A 19,706-nucleotide genomic window follows, 5' to 3' on the forward strand; every position below is an offset into this window, starting at 1 on the left:
ACATAATACCTCTCAAACTTTTCTGTTTTGTGCAGGATTTATTCTAGGGTCCGTGTATATATCATAATCATCTCTGCTCTTTGTTGAAAACTCTGATACCACGGCCCCTTCAGGTCCCGCCTGAAACCAGTGCAGTGTATCTGGTGATAAGGTGTATTGCTCTCCTGCATTCAGCTCAATTTCATGCCATACTGTAAAATATTCTTCACTTCCCTTTGGTGCTTTTGCTTTTGGATTCTTTGAAGGTTCACCCGGTACATACAAATATACCTTGCCGTATCGGCATCTGAAGGTTTCTTCCTTTCCAGCCTCACCTTCTACAGGAGGGTGTCTATGTTCCGGACAAGTCTGTCCAGGTAATAAAACAAGTTCCTTGGCACAGCACCTATCTGTGTTTACATATACAATGAGCTCAAGACCTATATTTTCAACATCATTAAGCCCATACTCCGCAACTTCCATTTCACTCTTTTCTTTTTCTGTTACTACTATACCTGCTTTATTTAAGTATTCCAAAGCTCTTTCACATGTTTTGGAATATATCTCCTTAGTCAACATAAGATAAGCCTCCTTGTATTTTTTGCCGCCTAGGCCTTTTCATAGCTGTCATATAGACTGCGTATCGTTAATTCTAACTTAAGTTCCTGAAGTGAAATATTTCTTGTAAGGGAGTCCTTATTTAAGTACACTTCTCTTATCTCTCCTCCCGACATGTCAAAGTAATTGTCACTAAAGACGCCATCGGTAATTTTGAGATTAAGCTCAATGTATTTTGCAAGTTTCTTTGATGTCAAACCGATAACAAACCTGTCCGGTTCCTCCTTTATATTAACTTCAATTTCAGGATCCTTAAAATTAAAATATTTTGCAGGGACAAACAGAACAATACCTGAGCTAAGTACTTTATCCCCTTCAGTAAGCTTGAAGTCAAGATAAGCGTTTCTTTTTTTATCATCAGTGTCAAGAACTTTTGAAAAATCCAACTTCTCAAATTCAACGGCAGTTAAGGGCTCTACAATACCTTCCCTCAAATTATGCATAAGCACATTTTCCGTTAATGCATATATAAGTCTCCATTTCATAGTTCCATTAACCTTATTTAGCGTATCATTTGTAATATGGAGGGATACACTGGTGCCATCCTCACAAGCAGAGGCCAGTACACGCGAATAGAATCTTTTTGCAGCATAATGCAGTGCCTTCCATCTGCCGAAGCTGTCGATACTTGCCCAGGATGCCACTGGCCAGCAATCATTCAGCTGCCAGTATATAGCTCCCATACACCTTCCTCTGTTCCTCCTCCAATGCTCAACTCCATATCTTATGCCTTCTGTCTGAACTAGCTGGGATAGGTATAAAAGCGAATCGAAACTGTTGGGATATCTGAAGTTTTGAGAGATATAATACATAATTTTTTCGTTGCCGGTTCCGCACTTTTGGTGTTTTTCCATTATATACGAAAAAATATTTCTGTCCTCGGGCAAAGTAAACGACTCAATAGTCTTTCTGCATGGAAATGACTGTAGGCCAAACTCAGACATGAACCTCGGGAACCTTTTTCTATAATAGCTAAACGGCTCACGAGAATGCCACACTGTCCAATCGTGCATATCTCCATAGTTTTCATCATTGGGCCTGTCAAAACCGCCGAAGGATGAGGGTGAAGCTAGCCAATAGAATGTATTTGGGTCGGTATCCTTCGCAACTTGCGGCAGCACCACTTCAAATTGATCAATGTAATATTGCTTGCGCTCTTCCGACTCTTTCATATCCCATTCCGACCATCCCTGCTCCATCTCATTGTTTCCGCACCAAAGCCCTAATGAAGCATGGTGCCTTATCCTCTTCATATTGCAGACTACCTCGGCAATTACTTCCTCTTTAAACTTACCGAAGAAGTCATATACACCGCAGGCAAACATCAAATCCTGCCAAACAATGAGACCATATTCATCACAAAGATCAAAGAAATAGTCTTCGGGATAATAAGCACCTCCCCAAACTCTTATGCTGTTAAAATTGGCATCAACACAGCTTTTTATAAGCCTTTCTGTCCTTTCCCTGCTGCATCTTGCCAGAATATTATCCATTGGCACAAAATTGGCACCTTTAGCAAATATCTCAATGCCATTTATTTCATATGCAAAGGATCTGCCCCATTCATCATCCTTCTGGTTTATTGTCATGGTCCTAAGACCAATCCTTAAACTTTTGGAATCAAGCCGATTCTCACCTTTGGAAAGTACAACTTCAATATTATAAAGATTCTGCTCCCCACAGCCATTAGGCCACCAAAGCAAAGGATCGGGAATTTCTATCAACACATGCTCTTCCCTCTTATACATGGTTATACTTTTTTCAATCTTATCCCCTTGAGGTGAACAGACAGTAAGGCTTATGCCATAGTCCATTCCGTCATCCAAATCAAGCTTTAAACGAATATCTAAAGTAACATTTCCCTGCTCATGTTTCTGTGTTACATAAACTTCGTCAATTCGCTGCTTGTTAAACCCTTCTATGTATATACTTCTCCATATTCCCATGTCAGGAAGGGCCGGCGACCAGTCCCACCCGAACATATAATGGGCCTTTCTAAGATATGCAAAGGAAGTATCAGAAAAATTTGACCATATAGGCTTTACTTTTTTTCTCTCCTCAAGATAAGTAACAGGTGACTTAAAAAGAATATTTATTGTGTTTACTCCCTCAGCTAATATCTTCTTAATATCAAATTCATAACTTCTATGCATATTTTCAGTTTCTGCTATCTTTTTTCCATTTACCGATATTTCGGCAATAGTGTCAAGTCCCTCGCACTTTAATTTAAGGAAATCATACTCCAAAATACTTTTAGTAACAGTAAATTCACGGCTATACTCATAATCAAAGCATGACAACTTATAAACACTATCTTCATTTTCTCTGTAAAATGGATCTTCAATCTTGCCTGCAGATAAAAGGTCGCTATAAACCGATCCCGGAACTTTTGCTTCTATCCACTGGGGTTCGTCCACCCTTTTCATCATCCACTTTCCGTTCAAATCCATTAGTTTCATTTATTATGCTCCTTCAATAATCTAGAAATATTAATCATGACTATACAAAAGTTAATTACTCTCACAGCATGTAATAATTAAAATTATACTTGATGTTTTGATACTTATCCATCATTAATATAATTCATTTGTAGAAACTTTTAACTAATCGTCAACCTAACAGAATTATAACAGCTTTACCAACTATTTTCTTGTAATGCTTTCACAATATTTTTGTACTATTTTAACATACTTTACAGTTGATTTATAAGAGTACATTTAATATCATTATGTTAATGACTAATAGTTAATTATTAATTATAATATTGATTTAACATAATTTTCATTAATTTTGATTTATATAAGGAGCTAACTGATGGCTATTCAAAAGTTCAGTTATATTACAGTCATGGAAAGCGGTGCCGAATCCTTTCTATCCCCGGTAAATTCTATAAAATATGCTTCACCCATACATTGCCATGATTTTTATGAATTTTTTCTAATAACCAAAGGTAAAGCTGTACATGTTGTTAACAACGAGAAACAGCAAATTTCAGAAGGAACCCTTGTATTTATAAGACCTTCCGATGTCCACTATTATGAATACGAAGATGGTCAGAAGTGCGAGTTTATCAATGTATGCTTCACAAAGCGTGTTGTAAGTAGTTCTCTCAGATTTTTAGGTGAAGCGTATTCCAATGATTACCTGCTAACTTCCAAACTACCCCCATGCATTAACCTGCCTCCCATTGAAAAGGATCATTTGGTCTATCGACTTGAAAATGTTAATATTCTGAGCAAAGGAGATTTAGGTAAACGAAAAATTCTTTTAAGAGGCATTCTGGTAGAAGTTCTACTTAACTACTTCAGCCAGCTAAATAATTCGCAAAAAAGCGATTTACCGCTATGGATGGAATCTCTGCTAATACAAATGCAAAAAAAAGAAAATTTCACCGAAGGACTAGATGCCATGTACCGACTGTCTCAAAGAAGCCCCGGCCATTTAAACAGGGTATTCAAACAGTTTTTAAACATGACTCCTACCGAATATATCAATAGTCTTCGCCTAAAATATGCAAAGCATTTGCTTCTGACAACCAAAATAAGTGTAATTGATATTTCATTGGCAGCAGGTTTTGATAATCTAAGCCATTTTTATCACCTTTTTAAAAAGCAAATGAATGTCACTCCGGTACAATTAAGAAAGATCAAAGTAACAATACATCATTCCAGTTCATAAGATATAAGAAGTTAAGGAATGCAAAATCCAGCCTGATAAAGGAGGTCCGGCATGTGCACTTTTATGAGGCTGAAACAAGCTTATTTCTCATCTGATCGTATCATGTTTGATGACAGTTCCAGGCTTGTTTTTTTCAGTGACTGCCACCGCGGAGACAACAGCAAGGCTGATAGTTTTTTACAGAATCGTGATATTTACTTGTACGCACTGGATTTTTATTACACAAATGGGTTTACATATATAGAATTAGGTGATGGTGATGAATTATGGGAAAACGACCGATTTTCAGCATTAATAAACGCCCACCTTGGAGTTTACTTGCTATTACGAAAATTCCATCTGGATAATAGGCTCTATATGATATGGGGAAATCATGATATTTTTAAAAGCTGCAAAACTTTTGTAAGAAATACATTATTCCAATACTACGATTCTAGAACACAAACCTCTAGACCTCTATTTGAAAATATTAAAATCCATGAAGGGTTGATTCTCCAGCACAGCAGTAATTTATATAAGATATTTACTGTTCATGGCCACCAGGGAGACATCCTAAATGACATTCTATGGCCTTTTTCATGTTTTATGATCCGTCATTTTTGGAGGTTTATTAAAATATCTCGCTGCAAAAACCGGTTAAGCCAGATAAAAAACAATGAAAGGCTGCAGATTATTGAGAACAACATAAGACAATGGTCTAAAAACAATAATATTGTGGTAATCGCAGGCCACACACATAATCCAGCATTTCCAAAGCCTGGCCAACCCCCATACTTTAATGACGGATGCTGTATTAAAGCCAATTATATTACTTGTATTGAAATACAAAATGGTGAAATTTCGTTAACTAAATGGAGCAGAAATATACGTTCTCAAACCATAACACGAGAGGTTTTGTCAGGTCCTGAGAAGATATCAGCTTACGTTAATCAATAAAGAGGCACTTTTTACTCATTAATTGATTTTGTAAAATTTCTTACAGATATTTTTATAGGACATCTGATTTTTCAAAGAAAGAAGAAATAATTTCTGCTCAAGTTTTCCTATTTTTTCTGCAGAAATGGATCTTTCTTCTGTTTTTATCATCAAATAAATATGCATGAGCCGGGTAGTATAAATATTGACTTCTCGATGAAGTTCTTCATCTATAATTGTCTTAAACTCATCCAAAGAAAAAGCTGCTTTAAGAGAATTACGAAAATCCTCACGACAAAGAGCTTGTTTTACACCAACAAAATCAACAAAGAAATCTATTGATTTTTCAGAACGCAGCCTGCAAAAGTCATAAATGAAAATTGGAGTATCCTGCTTTACATAGCTATTAACAGTCCTAAAAAAATTTCTCAAAGACTGAAGGTCATTCAGGTGATGTAAAGCATTAACACACATAACTCCATCAAATTGTCTATCTGCAAAGTCTTGAAGTTGAGTAAAATCTTGCTTTATAAATTCAACATTAGATAGATTCATGCTTTTAGCTCTTTTTTTTGCTTTATTCAGCATTTCTTCTGAAAGGTCAACTCCAGTAAAATGAATTTCCGGATTAATTTCAGCTACCTGGCATAAAAGCTGCCCAGAGCCACAGCCAAGGTCTAATACGCGTTTGCAGCCTGAAACTGTTTTTGATACATGCGATGAAATAAATAAATGTGGTACAGCCATTGCACCATCTGAATTGCCTTCAGCGTCAAAATCATTAACATTTTCAACTGCTGACATAATAGCATAAGCCTCAGGTGTTCTCTCAAAACATTGTTTACTAAGAGCCTCTCGTAAAATTGCAAATAAAAATTTAACCATTATGATAAATTCCTTTTCAAGTATTTTTGATAAATGACATAAGAAATGCTATATTAATGCTATATTATATTATTGTATTTGCTTTTTATCAAGTATTAAGATATATTCAAGCATCTATATGTCTTGCAATAATCATTTTACATTTTTAATTATTGCAAAACATTTTCCTTGTTTCATATGTTGCGAAAAATTCATTTTTATATTGCAAATGCAGACGATTCAACTGTGTTTGCTAATGTAAAATCTTTTCGTAACATATCTGTATTAATTAACATTTTTATCATAGTAAATAGCAAGGTTGGCAGCACTATCATGAGGTGGGAGCTCTCACAGGCTTGTACACCTTAGCCATGGTCGCATAATCCCATAGAGTATTTTTAAGAATTCTTCCACTAGTTTTATTATCACTCTGTGCTAATATGTAAACACATTCAGTAACGGATATTATATTATCAGCCTGTTTGATGGAAGTTGCAAGCACTTGGAATAAAACTCCAGAAATCGGAGTTATTGCAATACTCTTTATAACTGATGCTTTCTCCAAAATACCATAATCAATCCAAAACAGCCTGTCTTGCCCATCAATTGTGACAACAGAAGAGCCTAAATTCGAGTTTATAACTTCACCTGTATTAGGGTTTATAAGTCTGAAATCAGTCAACATAAGAGGTGAATTATCTTCTTTTGAATCACCTATGTTAAGGTACCATCTTTTCTTCCCATTCATACTTAAATCATTCGAATCAACCAAGTCAGTATAATCCAAAACAAACGTGGCACTAACCTTATCCTGAGTGCCCTTAAAACCAAACTCCCCTCCCCTGCTTGAAAGGATGCTGTCTAAGTCTTTATCAGGTTTTGTGCTTGTTATATCTGAATATCCTAACGATACAGTCATTTGATTTCTCTTTGAATGACCTATTGTAAATTCTGCAATAAGCTTTGGTTTATATTCATTTTTTGCTGCAAGCCATGTTGCTTGTCCCCCAAGAATAGCCTGTGCTCTGTTTGTCACAGGCCCGCCGCTTACAGCAGAAACCTTTTTGATAGCATCATAAGCAATCCATGAAAAGCCACTATCTTCCCAACTTATGCCCCATGAATTTGCAATCCTCAATGCTCCCTTTTCTCCATTATCCACAGTGCCATTATTGTTTATATCAACCCATAGACTATCATTATACCCTACAATAGTCATTGCATGAGGCCCTAATTTACCGTCAGTCCAATAGCAAACCCTGGAATCTTTATAGGAATCATCAGCATTATCCGACGGATCATCCTTCACAGCAGAAAATTTCCAGCTATCCAGCCCTGTTGTAAAATTAAGTACATAACCATCGGTTAGCAGCATTTTTAGATTGTTAAGCCCTATATCGGTATCAAGATCCTTTATCACTCCAAATTTATCAGCTTTATTGCCTAATGCCTTTATCCATATATCCTTATCTACCTGCCACTCAGTATAGTTTGAATCATATGGTACATCCTCCCATGTTGCAACACCAATACTTGACATAACCTGGTATACCCCATAAATTGATGTACCTTCATCCTTACCGCCGTTGGCCATATTATAAGTCCATTTGGGAGAAAATTTAATTGTATTGTCGTTATTGTCTTTTTCACTCCATCCCCTGACTAACGCTGTCATATGTGTCATTGCATAATATGTTGTTGAAAAACTTGCACAGGACCCAAGAGGCTTCTGGTCCCTAATGGGCGGAAAACAATCAAGCTTGCTGTTATCCACGCTTATAGGTAAATCATCAGTTGATATTGCTGAATCTATTGTCTCCTTATTAATTGATGCATTGTCATACCTTCCTAAAAAAATATTATAATCATTAGCTAATACTTCCTGTCCAATATCTACAGCAATACTTTTATCCAATAAGCCCTTTTTCAAATCCTTTCGTCTCTCATTAATCCTCTCTACAGCTAATTCATTAAGGTTTATCTGCCTTGTAACCAGTATATTATTTTTAGCCCAGCTTTTTTCTATCTCAGTAGACTCACGAAGACCGTTTTTTAAGCCATCTCCCCTTATTTGTGAAAATACTGCTGTATAAGAACTTAAAAATGTGGCTGAAGTCATAATAAATACCATAACTCCATGCTGAAAACGCCTAAGTTTATTAGACATGAGAATGTACCCCCCTATACTAACAAGCTCCAAAACAAAAAACGTTATGCCTTTGTTTTAGAGAAATACCAGAACAAAATCGCTTGCGATTTTGTCTGATGTAAATTTTATCTCTCTTTTTCTTTGATATATTTATTAACTATCAACTTATAATTTAATTATACTGACCAAATACCCATTTATATATAGGACTAATGAACCATTGACTAATTGTATTGGGCATTTTTAAAATGCCTTAAGTAACATCAATAAAATTGTCATAATTAATATTGATAAATGAATATAAATATAGTGGAGAATGGTACAAGTGATATTTATGAAGGTTCCATATGAAAAGTGATAGAATAATTAAATTAATCACTTTTCATATAACTTAGAAAGGGGAATTTATTATGAAAAGAGGCGTTACATTAGCTGTAATTAGTCTTGGAAGCACCTTTGCCGGCTTCATGGTGCAATCGCAAACAACCCCTGAAAAAGCACTAATTTTACTCCTTCTGTTCACAATAATGCTACTTTTTATAGCTCTAGGCAATATATTCAGGATATTTGCCGGGCACGTAAAGAAGTAGTTTGTATCACTCTGCAATGAATCCAGAGGGGCTAAGAGCCGCATATAGCCCCTCTCTTATCATTTACATTTCCTATTATATTTTGAATGTCAGAATTTTATTACATTGTTATTAAAAGTATCATTAACAAAATTGTTAAATATTAAAAAATCAAAAATTTATTATTGGTATTATTTTAAAAATAGATTATAATATTATTAATAGCATAAATTTTCCGTTCATAAGTTCTTGACATACTTTCGGCTAATGGCTCATTCTGATACATTTAGCCCAATGTAGATAATATCAATTAATTTGCCAATTGGCATTTGTTTAAAGGGGAAAATTAGATATGGATACTAAAAAAGTTCTTCTCAAAGGTAGTTTTGGAAATCTTCTTAATCGTATTAACTTTAAGGATGGTGATGATAAAATCAATAAGGGTAAAGGTACAATTTCTGATTTATCAAACAACATTAAGTCTGGTATTGTAAAGAATATTGAAAACAAACCAAAGCAAATTTCAGAATTAATTAAGTCCTTGAAACACGAGAAGATTAAGAACCTTGAAAAATTACTAAAAGTAGAAAAGAGTCAACTTATTGTTTCCAACCGAAAAAACAGAATTTATAGAACAGAAGTCGGATATATGTATATTATCGATAAGGATGTTTGGGGAGAGCCTGTTAGCGTCACAGTTAAAGACGATAAAAAAGTTGTTGTCAGAACTATAAAGTATCTAAACGATCAGCCTTATCTTTTTCCTGTATTTAATGAAAAAAACGTATCTGGTATAATAATACATATGACTCAGCAGGAAATCTGGTATCAGGATGATAACATCGTCATTGTGGTTTCCTTTAAGGGAGAAACATCAGATATAACCAAAATTAAGATTGCAAATATTAAGTCATTAAGTCGCAACAAGCTTCATGAATACATAAATAATTATAAAGCAGTAGGCAAAAATAAAAAGCTTCAAGAGATTGTTAAAGAAAAGGACTTGCGGATTGATGATGTCCTCATAGTGACAAACAAATATATAATAGGAAAAGATTCCAAGAATTTCATTAAAGCTTATTTATTTAATAATGAATATACAATTTACGATGAGATACCGCTAAGAGTTCTTCCGCAAATTGAGCCTTTAGCTTATGACATACTATTTTCAGAAGAAGTATTGGATTACATAAGAGCCAATAAGTACAACATTGAGGATTTCACGCAAAATGGTGACTTTATAGAATATTGGCAAAAAATAGGTGATAGAAAAATGTGCGTTTTGAGGTATAAAATATAATAATGATTTCTTAATAAAAATAAAACAAGTAACTGATTTGGTTACCAAACAGTCACTTGTTTTATTTTTATATAAAATTGCTTTTATGCTTGTGACACTTGCGGAGGGGTATAAACCCTTTGTGCCATTTCAGCATCCAACATTAATATACCCCTTCCATCTGATCCAATAAGCTTTATTTTCTCAAGATTAGCTTCTGCTGTAGCTTCTTCTTCCGCCTGTTCAGTCACAAACCATTGCAAAAATGCATTGGTCTTATGATCCCTTTCTTCAATTGCCTGATCAACTATGCTATAAATTGAGCTTGTTACAAATCGTTCATGCTCTAGAGCCATTCTCAAAACCTCTTCTATAGACTCAAATTCTGATTTCGGTTCCTCAATCAATCCAAGCTTTACTTTGCCTCCTACGTGATTAACATAGTTAAAAAACATCATGGCATGATCCCTTTCTTCCTGGGCCTGTACACGAAAGAAGTTGGCAAATCCGCTTAAATTTTTTGAAGAAAAGTATGCTTCCATCGAAAGATACAGATAAGCGGAGTAAAATTCCTTTTGGATTTGTTCATTAAGCTTTTTTTGGATTTTTTCACTAATCATCTAAATTTCCTCCCAGTTTTTTATTCTATTACCTATTATAGGGTTTTGCAATAATCATTTAAATTTTTATATATTGCAAAACATTTTCCTATGTCCATATGTTGCGAAAAATTCATTTTTAATGCAAATGCATGTGATTCAACTGCATCAGCTAATATAAAAACCTTTTCTTAGCATATATAATCTATTTCTTTAATTATATATTTTTACCCATAATTCCATTTATTAAATCAATTATAATAAAATATTTAAACTATATGTTTTCCAATAATCATTTTACATTTTTAACTATTACAAAACATTTTCCTTGATTATTTTAGATCCATTCAATAACTACTCTAATTTTACACTATATATCATAACATAATTAAATATGAATATACTTATTTTTATATTTTAAGTATATTATGTTTAATGGTGGAATAATTACATATATTATTATAAACAATCCTAACATACTCCCCAAATTTCTATAGAAAGGAGACTATTATGCAAATAGAAATGGGATCTAGTTATGATAAAGATACCGGCAAAGTACATTTCAATGTATTCTCGAAAAATGCAAGCCATATAGAAATATACTTCTATTTAACGCCCTTTGGTGCCGACGAGGTTATGAAAAAATCATTAGTAAGAAACAATGATATCTGGAGCCTGGATTTACCACTTGCTGAGCTTAAAAGTGCAGGTTTCACATCCAATTGTGTTTACTATGGATACCGCACTTGGGGGCCTAACTGGGAATACATGGAGGATTGGAACAAGACAAGTGACAAAGGTTTTATCTGTGATGTCGATGATGAGGGCAATAGATTTAACCCAAACAAGCTTTTAATAGATCCATATTCCAAAGAACTTAGCCATGATCCTCAGGTCGCAAAAATCTATATCGATCCTAATGTTTACATTGACAATTATTACAGTGGTGCCAACAGAAACGCTGATACAGGCAAAATTGCCCCAAAGTCCATGCTTTTTCTGGAAAAGGACAAAACATCTTATGGAATCAAGCCTAAAAGGCATTTGAAGGATGACATCATTTACGAAGTAAATCTTCGTGGTCTTACCATGATGGATAAGAGTATACCTAAAGATGAGAGGGGAACATATAAGGCTGCTTCAATCAAAGCTGCCTATCTTAAAGAGCTCGGTGTAACAGCCGTAGAGTTTCTGCCAATCCATGAGTTTGCAGATGAGCAGAATGATGACAACGATCCTAGAGGTGATAATTATTGGGGTTATATGACGTTAAATTTCTTTTCACCAAACAGAAGATATTCCTTCGACAAAAGCCCGGGCGGCCCAACAAGGGAATTTAAGCAAATGATAAAGGCCTTTCATGAGCAGGGAATAAAAGTATTTTTAGATGTTGTATATAACCACACCGGAGAAGGAATTTTAAAAAGAATTATAAACCAGGGAAATCCTTCTACAGAGGAAGATATCAAAAAAGCCATACAGGAGGCAAACCATTCCCGTGGAGATGACAATCTCCAGGATTATACTGCCGCATGTATAATGAGTTTTACAGGACTTGATAATAGCAACTATTACTATCTTCGGGATGGAAACAAAAGATACGAAGGCAGAGGCGGCTGCGGTGGAAATCTAAAGTATGACAATGAAGTAGTAAGGAAGCTTATCTATGATTCCCTGAAATATTGGAAGGATGAAATGGGAGTAGACGGATTTAGATTTGACCTTGCCCCTGTCCTAAGTGTCACAGGCTCTAATGGTAATTATTGGCCGGATACCAACACTACAATTTTTGAAGAAATCAGCAACATACTGCCATCAAGAATTAAAGATCAGGATAATGGTGCAGATCTTATTGCTGAGCCTTGGGGAGAAGGAAGTTCAATAGACTGGCTTGACAAGTTTCCCAACAGTTGGGCTGTATGGAACAAAGCCTTTAGAGATATATTTAAAACTTCAATGAATAAATACGGCGTTGCACCATTTAGAATATGCAATATTGCAAATGTCTCATCCGGGTCAAGTAGTATTATAAAAAAGAAACCATGGAATTCAATCAATTACTTTGTTTCTCATGACGACTGCAATTCACTTCGCAATATATTTTCCTACAACGAATACTTCCACCTGAATGAAGCTGGAATCAAGAATGATCAAATCACCTGGAATCAGGGAAATGATCCATCTCTTCAGAAAAAAGCCGTACTAAATGCCTTTACACTCATGATGTTTTCAGCAGGTGTTCCAATGTTTACGGGAGGCGATGAGTTTTATAGAGCCATTTCGCCGTATCATCAAGGCGTTGGTAGAATGAATATGGTAACTGTAGACGGACCTGATGGCTATGTAGATTTCCAGCACTTTAATAAATTAACCGTCCTCAGAAACTCAGGTAATTCACATGAAGCAGAACAGCTAACTAAAAATACTGATGAGCTTTATATCTTTGAGTTTGTAAAAAAAGTTATTGATTTTAGAAGCAATCATGAATGCTTAAGACCAGAGAACTATTTCAAAGGCGAAAGAGAGAATGACAATTTTCTTAAGGATATTACATGGTATCAGCATAATGGCCTGGAAATTGACAGCAGCTATTGGGATAGCAGTGACTTTGTTGCTTATAGGATAAGTGCTGAATCGGAGAAAGTGGCAAATGTTAATAACAGGATTTTTTCCATTTACCTTGCCTACAATCGGAGCCCTAGAACAGAAAAAGTCTTACTTCCTTCAAACATTCCAAACAAGAGATGGTACAGGCTTATAGATACTGATAACACTTACGGATGGATGTCAGAATTAAGAAACTTTGACGGCGATACACTGCTGGAAAATGAGTATGTTATGCATGATAGAAGTATATTGGTTCTAATTGAAAAATAAGCAGGAGGCAATATAATGATTGATAATAAATTTGAGAATTATTATAAAAACAAGCGTAATGATATTGAGAAAACCAAAGAAAGAATAAGGCTTAATGAATATATCGAATATGTTGAAGGCCTAATAACCGATAACTCCCAAGGTAAGAATTGGCGGAAATGGGGCTGTTACCTGAGCGAACGCCAATGGGGAACCGTAAGAGAAAATTATAATACCGTTGATTACTCATGGGGAGAAGGAGGTCAACCGGGAACTTTCCCTAGAGATCAGGCACTAAGCAGGGCTTATCGCTGGGGGGAGGATGGAATAGCCGGAATAAGCGACGACCACCAGTTCCTGTGCTTTGCAGTTTCAATGTGGAATGGCGAAGACCCATGCATTAAAGAGCGTTTATACGGTTTGACCAACGGCGAAGGAAACCATGGTGAGGACGTAAAGGAATATTACTTCTATCTTGATAATACTCCTACCCACTCATATATGAAGTATCAGTACAAATATCCATACAGATACCCTTATGAGGATTTATACAACAAAAAAGGCAGCTTTAACCCTCTCGAGTTTGAACTAATCAATACAGGTACATTTGAGGGTGATCGGTATTTTGATATCACTATAGAATATGCAAAATATGATGCAGAAGATATACTGATAAAAATAAAAGCAAAAAATATGGGTAACGAAAAAAGAACATTGCATCTTCTGCCTACAGTCTGGTTTAGAAATACATGGTCATTTAAAGGCGAAACAAGTAAAAGCAGCTTGAAAAGAAACGGGAATAATGTGAAAATCAATTATCCCAAGACAAACGAAAATAGTGATACTTATTCTAAAATAAATATGCTTTATACCGACAGAAAATATAAAGATATATTGTTTACAAATAACGAAACTGATAATAAGGCATCATTTAACAGTTCAAACGATGGAAGGAAATATTTTAAAAACGGTGTTAACAACTACATGATGGCTAAGTACAGAGATGGTAACGATGCCGTTGACAATCTTGATTATATAAATAAAGAGGAAACAGGAACCAAGGCTTCTGTACACTATATGTTTGAGCTTGAAAGCAAGCAGGAAACTACAATATCCTTAAGGCTTTCAGATAACAACAATTTACTTAATCCCTTTAGCGACTTTGAAGATATGCTTACTAAAAGGATTAATGAAGCTAATGAATTCTATGATACGTTAAGCCCATATAACCAAAACGGTAACACCAATAACAGCGATGCCGATGACATGGAAAAAGACTTATACAACATACAAAGACAGGCTTTTTCAGGTATGCTTTGGAACAAACAGTTATTCCATTTTATAGCGGACGAATGGCTTGAAGGCGATAAAATCGCTCCAATTCCTGAGCATATAAATGATCCTAAAATGACCAAATGGAAGCATCTGTATTGTAAAGATATACTTTTGATGCCTGATAAATGGGAATATCCCTGGTTTGCTGCATGGGACCTGGCATTCCACACCGTTACTGTGGGATTGATCGATCCTGATTTTGCCAAGCATCAACTTCTCCTTATGCTGAAGGAGTGGTATATGCATCCAAACGGTCAGATTCCTGCATATGAATGGGATTATTGCAATATAAATCCACCGGTCCATGCATGGGCTGCATTAAAAGTTTATGAGCAAGATAAAATGATTTATGGAAATGATGATATAGAATTTTTAGAAGAAATATTTGAGAAGCTCAATATAAATTTTACCTGGTGGATTAATAAGGTAGATGATGATGGTAACAATATATTTTCAGGTGGGTTTTTGGGACTTGATAACATAAGAATTCTTGATAGGGATCCTGATGGAAATCTTTTGGAACAGGCAGACGGTACTGCATGGATGTCAATGTTCTGCCTCAATATGATGAAAATGGCACATATACTAAAAAGGTATGAAATGGAGCGTAAATATCTACAGCATTTCATCTACTTAAGTGATGCTATGGGTAAAATAGGTTCTTCAATTTTCTGTATGGGTGAAATAGGATATGGCTTTTATGAAAAGTTGAAGGGGCAAAGCGATGATGTCCTAAAAAATATCTACGACAAACTATTTTATGATGAAAAATATAAAAACCTGTTATATCAATGGAATGAAAAAGAGTTTATAGAAGCAATGAATTTAAGGATTTTACCGGACTATAACTTCTGCAAAACCATAGAAAATATAGAGCAGATTGTTGAAGACAGTAAAAATAGCGAAGAGTGGAATCAGATAAGCAAGATTTATGAAAAAACAAGCAAAAACAGGTTTGAGATTCAAGAGTTAAATCGTTTATTGCTGGCTTATATGTATAATGAGATAAAAAAGAACACTCGATTCGGTCTTTGGGATGAAGATAAAGGATTCTTTTTTGATTGTGCAAATGTATATGGTATTATCAACGTCTGCTCAGTAGTAGGCCTGGTTCCTCTTTTTGCTATTGAAAAGGTAGAAATGAAGTCAAATGAACAATGTTATGATTCTTTTAATAGTTTTAAAGGTTCACTTGAATGGTTTATGAAAAAGAGACCTGAGCTTGTATCAAAAGAAGCACATAATAATTTTAGCGATTTAATGGAAATTAATGAAAATCAAGATGAAAAAGGCTGTCTTGAAGGTTATATTTCTATAGTTGATAAAAATAAGATTAAAAGGATCATGAAAAGAGTATTGGACAAAAACCAGTTTTTAAGTGACTATGGAATACGCTCACTTGCAAAGAACACTAATCTCAATTGGTACGGAAAAACAATTGAGTATGAGCCGGCGGAATCAAACAAGGTTAAACTAATGGGAGGAAATTCCAACTGGAGAGGACCTATATGGTTCCCCATCAATTATTTGCTGATTGAATCCCTGCGTAAGTTCAGCAATTACCTGGGAAGGAGTTTCGAAGTAGAGTATAAGGATTCTGATAATAGTACAGGTATAAAAAAACCCCTGGATGAAGTTTGTGATGACTTGGCAGATAGGCTTATAAATATTTTCAGAAGAAATAATGAGGGCAACAGACCTGTATATGGAGGCCAGTCAAGTCTATTCAATAAAGAAGACTTTATGGACAATATTCTTTTTTACGAATATTTTCACGGTGATCTTGGAGCAGGCCTTGGTGCCAGCCACCAGACAGGTTGGACCGGGCTTGTGGCAAATCTGATACAAGAAAAAGGAATCACAGAAAAGGCATAAACGTAATATATTATATTAAGAACTGCCAATGAGGGCTAACCTTTTTGGCAGTTCTTCTTTTTGTAGTGCCTTATCATAAAGCCATGCTAAAAACATATATTACATTAAGTATTAACAAATAATTAACTGGTAATACCCAAAATATAATGCAGGGAGTGGTTTAAAATGTGTGGAATTGCCGGATGGATAAATCTCAATGAAGATATACGCCCATTCCAAGATAAATTGGAGCAAATGACATCCAAGTTAATGTACAGGGGTCCTGATGCCAGAGGTAAATGGACTTCAACCCATGCACTCATAGGACATACACGGCTGATAGTTGTTGACCCGGCTGGAGGAGGTCAACCTATGGTTAAAACCTATGGAAACCGCCAATATGTCATAACATATAACGGCGAACTATATAATACATCAGATTTACGTGAAGAACTTGAGTTACTAGGTCATAAGTTTATAAGCAATTCGGATACTGAGGTGCTGCTTGTCTCATATATTGAATGGGGGCCCCAATGTGTTGAACGGCTAAACGGAATTTACGCATTCGGAGTATGGGACGAATACTCCCAAAGTCTTTTCCTGGCACGTGACAGATTTGGGGTTAAGCCGCTATTCTATGCACAGGTTGGTAATTCACTTATATTTGGCTCTGAAATAAAAGTTCTTTTAGAGAGCAATTTAATTAAGCCACAAATTGATAAGGATGGCTTATTGGAAATTTTTTCTCTTGGACCTGCCAGATCACCCGGTATCGGTGTATTCAAAGGCATACACGAACTAAATCCTGCCCATTGCCTTTTACATAACAGTAATGGCACATTTGTAAGAAAGTACTGGTCCCTTACAAGTTATGAACACAAGGACAACCTTGAATATACAATAGATACTGTAAGAGATTTGGTTAAGGATGCCGTGGCCCGACAACTTGTAGCCGATGTACCCGTATGTGTATTTCTCTCAGGCGGTTTGGATTCAAGTGCTATAACAGCTATAGCTGCAAAATCATTTTATGCCTCGGGTAAAAATAAGCTGCACACCTACTCAATTGATTATGCAGGCAATGATTTGTTCTTTAAAGCCAACGATTTTCAACCTGATTCAGATGCTTACTGGGTTAAACGAATGTCGGAGGAATTCGGTACCTGTCACCACTATATAACCATAGACAATGAAAGCCTTGCCAAAGCACTTGAAGATGCTGTTCTAGCAAGGGATTTACCAGGCATGGCAGATATCGATTCATCACTTTTGCTGTTTTGCAGAAAGGTCAAACAGGACGCAACAGTTGCACTATCAGGTGAATGTGCTATATCATTGATGTATTATCATATGTTAATTCTGAAATGTCCACAAGCAATTTAAACTCTATAGTTTTATCATGGTAAATCAATATTCTGTCCAAAATCATCTCAATAACCTTTCTATCAGGTCGCTCTGATTCAATGATGCTATCAAATTTATCAATAGCTGTTTGTATCTTCTTTTCGATATCTTTATTTCCCACTCTTTTGAGCTCTTCAATTTTTATTGTCAATTCATTTATCCTAGCTTTTTTATCATTCTCTAACTGAGAGTAACTATCTTCTATAATTTCGCGAAATTCCGCATTCGTCTCTTTGATTATATCTTTGATTTTCTGATTTAGAAGTATCTTCAATTCTTCATTTGTGACCTTGAGTTCCTTTTGAAGTCTATTCAATGACTCTGTTACATTCTTTCTACTTTGTTCAAAATTGAAGGTTTTTAAGTACTCTTCATATTGATTTTTTATCTCTTTTAAAAACTCTTTAAAGAAAAATAAGAGTTTGTCCTCCCATACATTATGACTAACGCACCTTTGAAGACCATATTTCGCATATTGTGTACATTCATAACCCCTTATGACTTTAGGTTTTCTTCCTAAATTCTTTCCAGTTGCAGCAAAACCACAATCGCCACAAAAAACAAAGGATGAAAATATATAATCATATTTTGCATTTCCCTTGTAAGTAGCTTTTACATTTGAAAAGCTCTTTCCGCTATAATCAATAAGGCTTCTTCTCTTATTGTTTATCTGTTGTGCTAATTCAAAATCCTCTTTGCTTATAATTGCTTCATGGTGGTTTTCAAAACAATACTGTTCTTCTTTCTTTACTTTTTCTTGTTTCCCGCCAATTTTTTTATTTTGCTTTTTATGTGTCCATAAGGTGCCAATATATAAATCATTTTGAACTATTCTTTGAATATTATGAGTCTGCCACAAATCGCTAACTAAATTTTTGAATACTCGACCACTTTCAGCGTGTTTTTGCTTAATATATGCTGATGGTGTCGGATAACTTTTTTCATTTAGGATATCGCTAATCTTTTTATACCCCAAGCCATCTATATAAAGTTTAAATATTAACTGGATAATGGGTCTTATATTCTCATCTATATATAGTTTAGATTTGTTATTTGGGTCTTTTATATATCCGTATAAATTTCCCATTACGAGTTCACCTTTTCTTTGCTTTATGTGCATATTTGCTTTAATTTTTTTAGAAATATCTTTTACATATCTTTCATTATACCATGTTTTTATTCCAAGTATATCATCATCATCTGATTCTGTGTCATAACCACTACCTTCTTCGGGCAAAACCAACCTCTTTCCATTTGTTTGTACATATTCAATAAATAGTAATGTTTTCGCATTATGTCTGCCTATTCTCGAAATATCTTTGGCAATAATAACGTCAACTTTACCATTCTCAATATCTTCTTTCATCCTATTAAAAGCTGGTCTATCAAATGTATATCCGCTATAATTATCATCGACATACATTCTACATATTTCCCAGTTTAATTTTTTTGCATATTCTATAATAATTTCTTTCTGTGCTACTATAGAAGAGTAGTTTTCCTTATCTTCATCGCGGGATAAACGTACATACCCAACCACGTTCATTTCAAATACCTCATCTTCACATTTTAAATATGGGCTATATCACCGATATTATATAATAGTT

General features: G+C 35.0%; 13 protein-coding genes. 7 read left to right on the forward strand and 6 right to left on the reverse strand.

Translation table 11 applies throughout. The annotated features are described in order from the left end of the window. Positions 1 to 12 precede the first annotated feature (12 nt). Complete coding sequence (locus Bccel_RS10195) at positions 13 to 558, reverse strand: cupin domain-containing protein (RefSeq protein WP_152965976.1); 546 nt, start codon at positions 556 to 558, stop codon at positions 13 to 15. A gap of 29 nt (positions 559 to 587) precedes the next feature. Continuing rightward, complete coding sequence (locus Bccel_RS10200) at positions 588 to 3,056, reverse strand: beta-mannosidase (RefSeq protein WP_036947142.1); 2,469 nt, start codon at positions 3,054 to 3,056, stop codon at positions 588 to 590. Between the two features lie 355 nt (positions 3,057 to 3,411). Between Bccel_RS10200 and Bccel_RS10205 the strand changes: the two genes are divergently transcribed. Beyond that, positions 3,412 to 4,275 (forward strand): helix-turn-helix domain-containing protein, encoded by an 864-nt coding sequence (locus Bccel_RS10205; protein WP_036947145.1) that lies wholly within the window; start codon positions 3,412 to 3,414, stop codon positions 4,273 to 4,275. 51 nt (positions 4,276 to 4,326) lie between these two features. Then, the gene (locus tag Bccel_RS10210) at positions 4,327 to 5,211 is read left to right on the forward strand and encodes a metallophosphoesterase (RefSeq protein ID WP_036947148.1); all 885 of its coding nucleotides are present in this window, start codon (positions 4,327 to 4,329) and stop codon (positions 5,209 to 5,211) included. An 18-nt stretch (positions 5,212 to 5,229) separates the two neighbouring features. Here the strand turns inward: Bccel_RS10210 and Bccel_RS10215 are convergent, their stop codons facing one another. Both Bccel_RS10215 and Bccel_RS10220 read right to left on the reverse strand, forming a co-directional pair. Further along, a complete protein-coding gene (locus Bccel_RS10215; protein ID WP_036947152.1) occupies positions 5,230 to 6,075 on the reverse strand; it encodes a class I SAM-dependent methyltransferase in 846 nt (281 codons plus the stop codon). A gap of 310 nt (positions 6,076 to 6,385) precedes the next feature. After that, positions 6,386 to 8,221, reverse strand: coding sequence for a C1 family peptidase (locus Bccel_RS10220; protein ID WP_036947156.1), 1,836 nt, complete (start codon positions 8,219 to 8,221; stop codon positions 6,386 to 6,388). A 392-nt stretch (positions 8,222 to 8,613) separates the two neighbouring features. Here Bccel_RS10220 and Bccel_RS10225 point away from each other — a divergent pair, with 392 nt between their 5' ends. Beyond that, the gene (locus tag Bccel_RS10225; protein ID WP_036947159.1) at positions 8,614 to 8,793 is read left to right on the forward strand and encodes a hypothetical protein; all 180 of its coding nucleotides are present in this window, start codon (positions 8,614 to 8,616) and stop codon (positions 8,791 to 8,793) included. A gap of 331 nt (positions 8,794 to 9,124) precedes the next feature. After that, positions 9,125 to 10,072, forward strand: a complete 948-nt coding sequence (locus Bccel_RS10230; protein ID WP_036947161.1) for a hypothetical protein — start codon at positions 9,125 to 9,127, stop codon at positions 10,070 to 10,072. An 83-nt stretch (positions 10,073 to 10,155) separates the two neighbouring features. On the opposite strand, the gene Bccel_RS10235 is transcribed toward Bccel_RS10230, so the two are convergent. Further along, positions 10,156 to 10,671 (reverse strand): ferritin, encoded by a 516-nt coding sequence (locus Bccel_RS10235; protein ID WP_036947163.1) that lies wholly within the window; start codon positions 10,669 to 10,671, stop codon positions 10,156 to 10,158. 489 nt (positions 10,672 to 11,160) lie between these two features. On the opposite strand from Bccel_RS10235, the gene Bccel_RS10240 reads away from it, so the two are divergent. The 3 genes from Bccel_RS10240 (at position 11,161) to asnB (ending at position 18,078) form a co-directional block, all read left to right on the forward strand. Continuing rightward, positions 11,161 to 13,527, forward strand: a complete 2,367-nt coding sequence (locus Bccel_RS10240; RefSeq protein ID WP_050753346.1) for an alpha-amylase family glycosyl hydrolase — start codon at positions 11,161 to 11,163, stop codon at positions 13,525 to 13,527. 15 nt (positions 13,528 to 13,542) lie between these two features. Further along, the gene (locus Bccel_RS10245) at positions 13,543 to 16,716 is read left to right on the forward strand and encodes an MGH1-like glycoside hydrolase domain-containing protein (RefSeq protein WP_050753347.1); all 3,174 of its coding nucleotides are present in this window, start codon (positions 13,543 to 13,545) and stop codon (positions 16,714 to 16,716) included. A 165-nt stretch (positions 16,717 to 16,881) separates the two neighbouring features. Further along, on the forward strand, positions 16,882 to 18,078 hold the full coding sequence (gene asnB, locus Bccel_RS10250; protein WP_050753348.1) for an asparagine synthase (glutamine-hydrolyzing): 1,197 nt from the start codon (positions 16,882 to 16,884) through the stop codon (positions 18,076 to 18,078). Here the strand turns inward: asnB and Bccel_RS10255 are convergent. Further along, on the reverse strand, positions 18,023 to 19,645 hold the full coding sequence (locus Bccel_RS10255; RefSeq protein WP_050753349.1) for a recombinase family protein: 1,623 nt from the start codon (positions 19,643 to 19,645) through the stop codon (positions 18,023 to 18,025). The genes asnB and Bccel_RS10255 overlap by 56 nt on opposite strands. Between the last annotated feature and the right edge of the window lie 61 nt (positions 19,646 to 19,706).

This window comes from Pseudobacteroides cellulosolvens ATCC 35603 = DSM 2933, from assembly GCF_001262605.1.
In the GTDB taxonomy this organism is placed as follows: domain Bacteria; phylum Bacillota; class Clostridia; order Acetivibrionales; family DSM-2933; genus Pseudobacteroides; species Pseudobacteroides cellulosolvens.

What these genes read in the sequence shown, in the direction of transcription:
- Bccel_RS10195 (WP_152965976.1), bottom strand. Translation starts at nt 558, where the DNA reads ATGTTGACTAAGGAGATATATTCCAAAACATGTGAAAGAGCTTTGGAA.
- Bccel_RS10200 (WP_036947142.1), bottom strand. Translation starts at nt 3,056, where the DNA reads ATGAAACTAATGGATTTGAACGGAAAGTGGATGATGAAAAGGGTGGAC.
- Bccel_RS10205 (WP_036947145.1), top strand. Translation starts at nt 3,412, where the DNA reads ATGGCTATTCAAAAGTTCAGTTATATTACAGTCATGGAAAGCGGTGCC.
- Bccel_RS10210 (WP_036947148.1), top strand. Translation starts at nt 4,327, where the DNA reads ATGTGCACTTTTATGAGGCTGAAACAAGCTTATTTCTCATCTGATCGT.
- Bccel_RS10215 (WP_036947152.1), bottom strand. Translation starts at nt 6,075, where the DNA reads ATGGTTAAATTTTTATTTGCAATTTTACGAGAGGCTCTTAGTAAACAA.
- Bccel_RS10220 (WP_036947156.1), bottom strand. Translation starts at nt 8,221, where the DNA reads ATGTCTAATAAACTTAGGCGTTTTCAGCATGGAGTTATGGTATTTATT.
- Bccel_RS10225 (WP_036947159.1), top strand. Translation starts at nt 8,614, where the DNA reads ATGAAAAGAGGCGTTACATTAGCTGTAATTAGTCTTGGAAGCACCTTT.
- Bccel_RS10230 (WP_036947161.1), top strand. Translation starts at nt 9,125, where the DNA reads ATGGATACTAAAAAAGTTCTTCTCAAAGGTAGTTTTGGAAATCTTCTT.
- Bccel_RS10235 (WP_036947163.1), bottom strand. Translation starts at nt 10,671, where the DNA reads ATGATTAGTGAAAAAATCCAAAAAAAGCTTAATGAACAAATCCAAAAG.
- Bccel_RS10240 (WP_050753346.1), top strand. Translation starts at nt 11,161, where the DNA reads ATGCAAATAGAAATGGGATCTAGTTATGATAAAGATACCGGCAAAGTA.
- Bccel_RS10245 (WP_050753347.1), top strand. Translation starts at nt 13,543, where the DNA reads ATGATTGATAATAAATTTGAGAATTATTATAAAAACAAGCGTAATGAT.
- asnB (WP_050753348.1), top strand. Translation starts at nt 16,882, where the DNA reads ATGTGTGGAATTGCCGGATGGATAAATCTCAATGAAGATATACGCCCA.
- Bccel_RS10255 (WP_050753349.1), bottom strand. Translation starts at nt 19,645, where the DNA reads ATGAACGTGGTTGGGTATGTACGTTTATCCCGCGATGAAGATAAGGAA.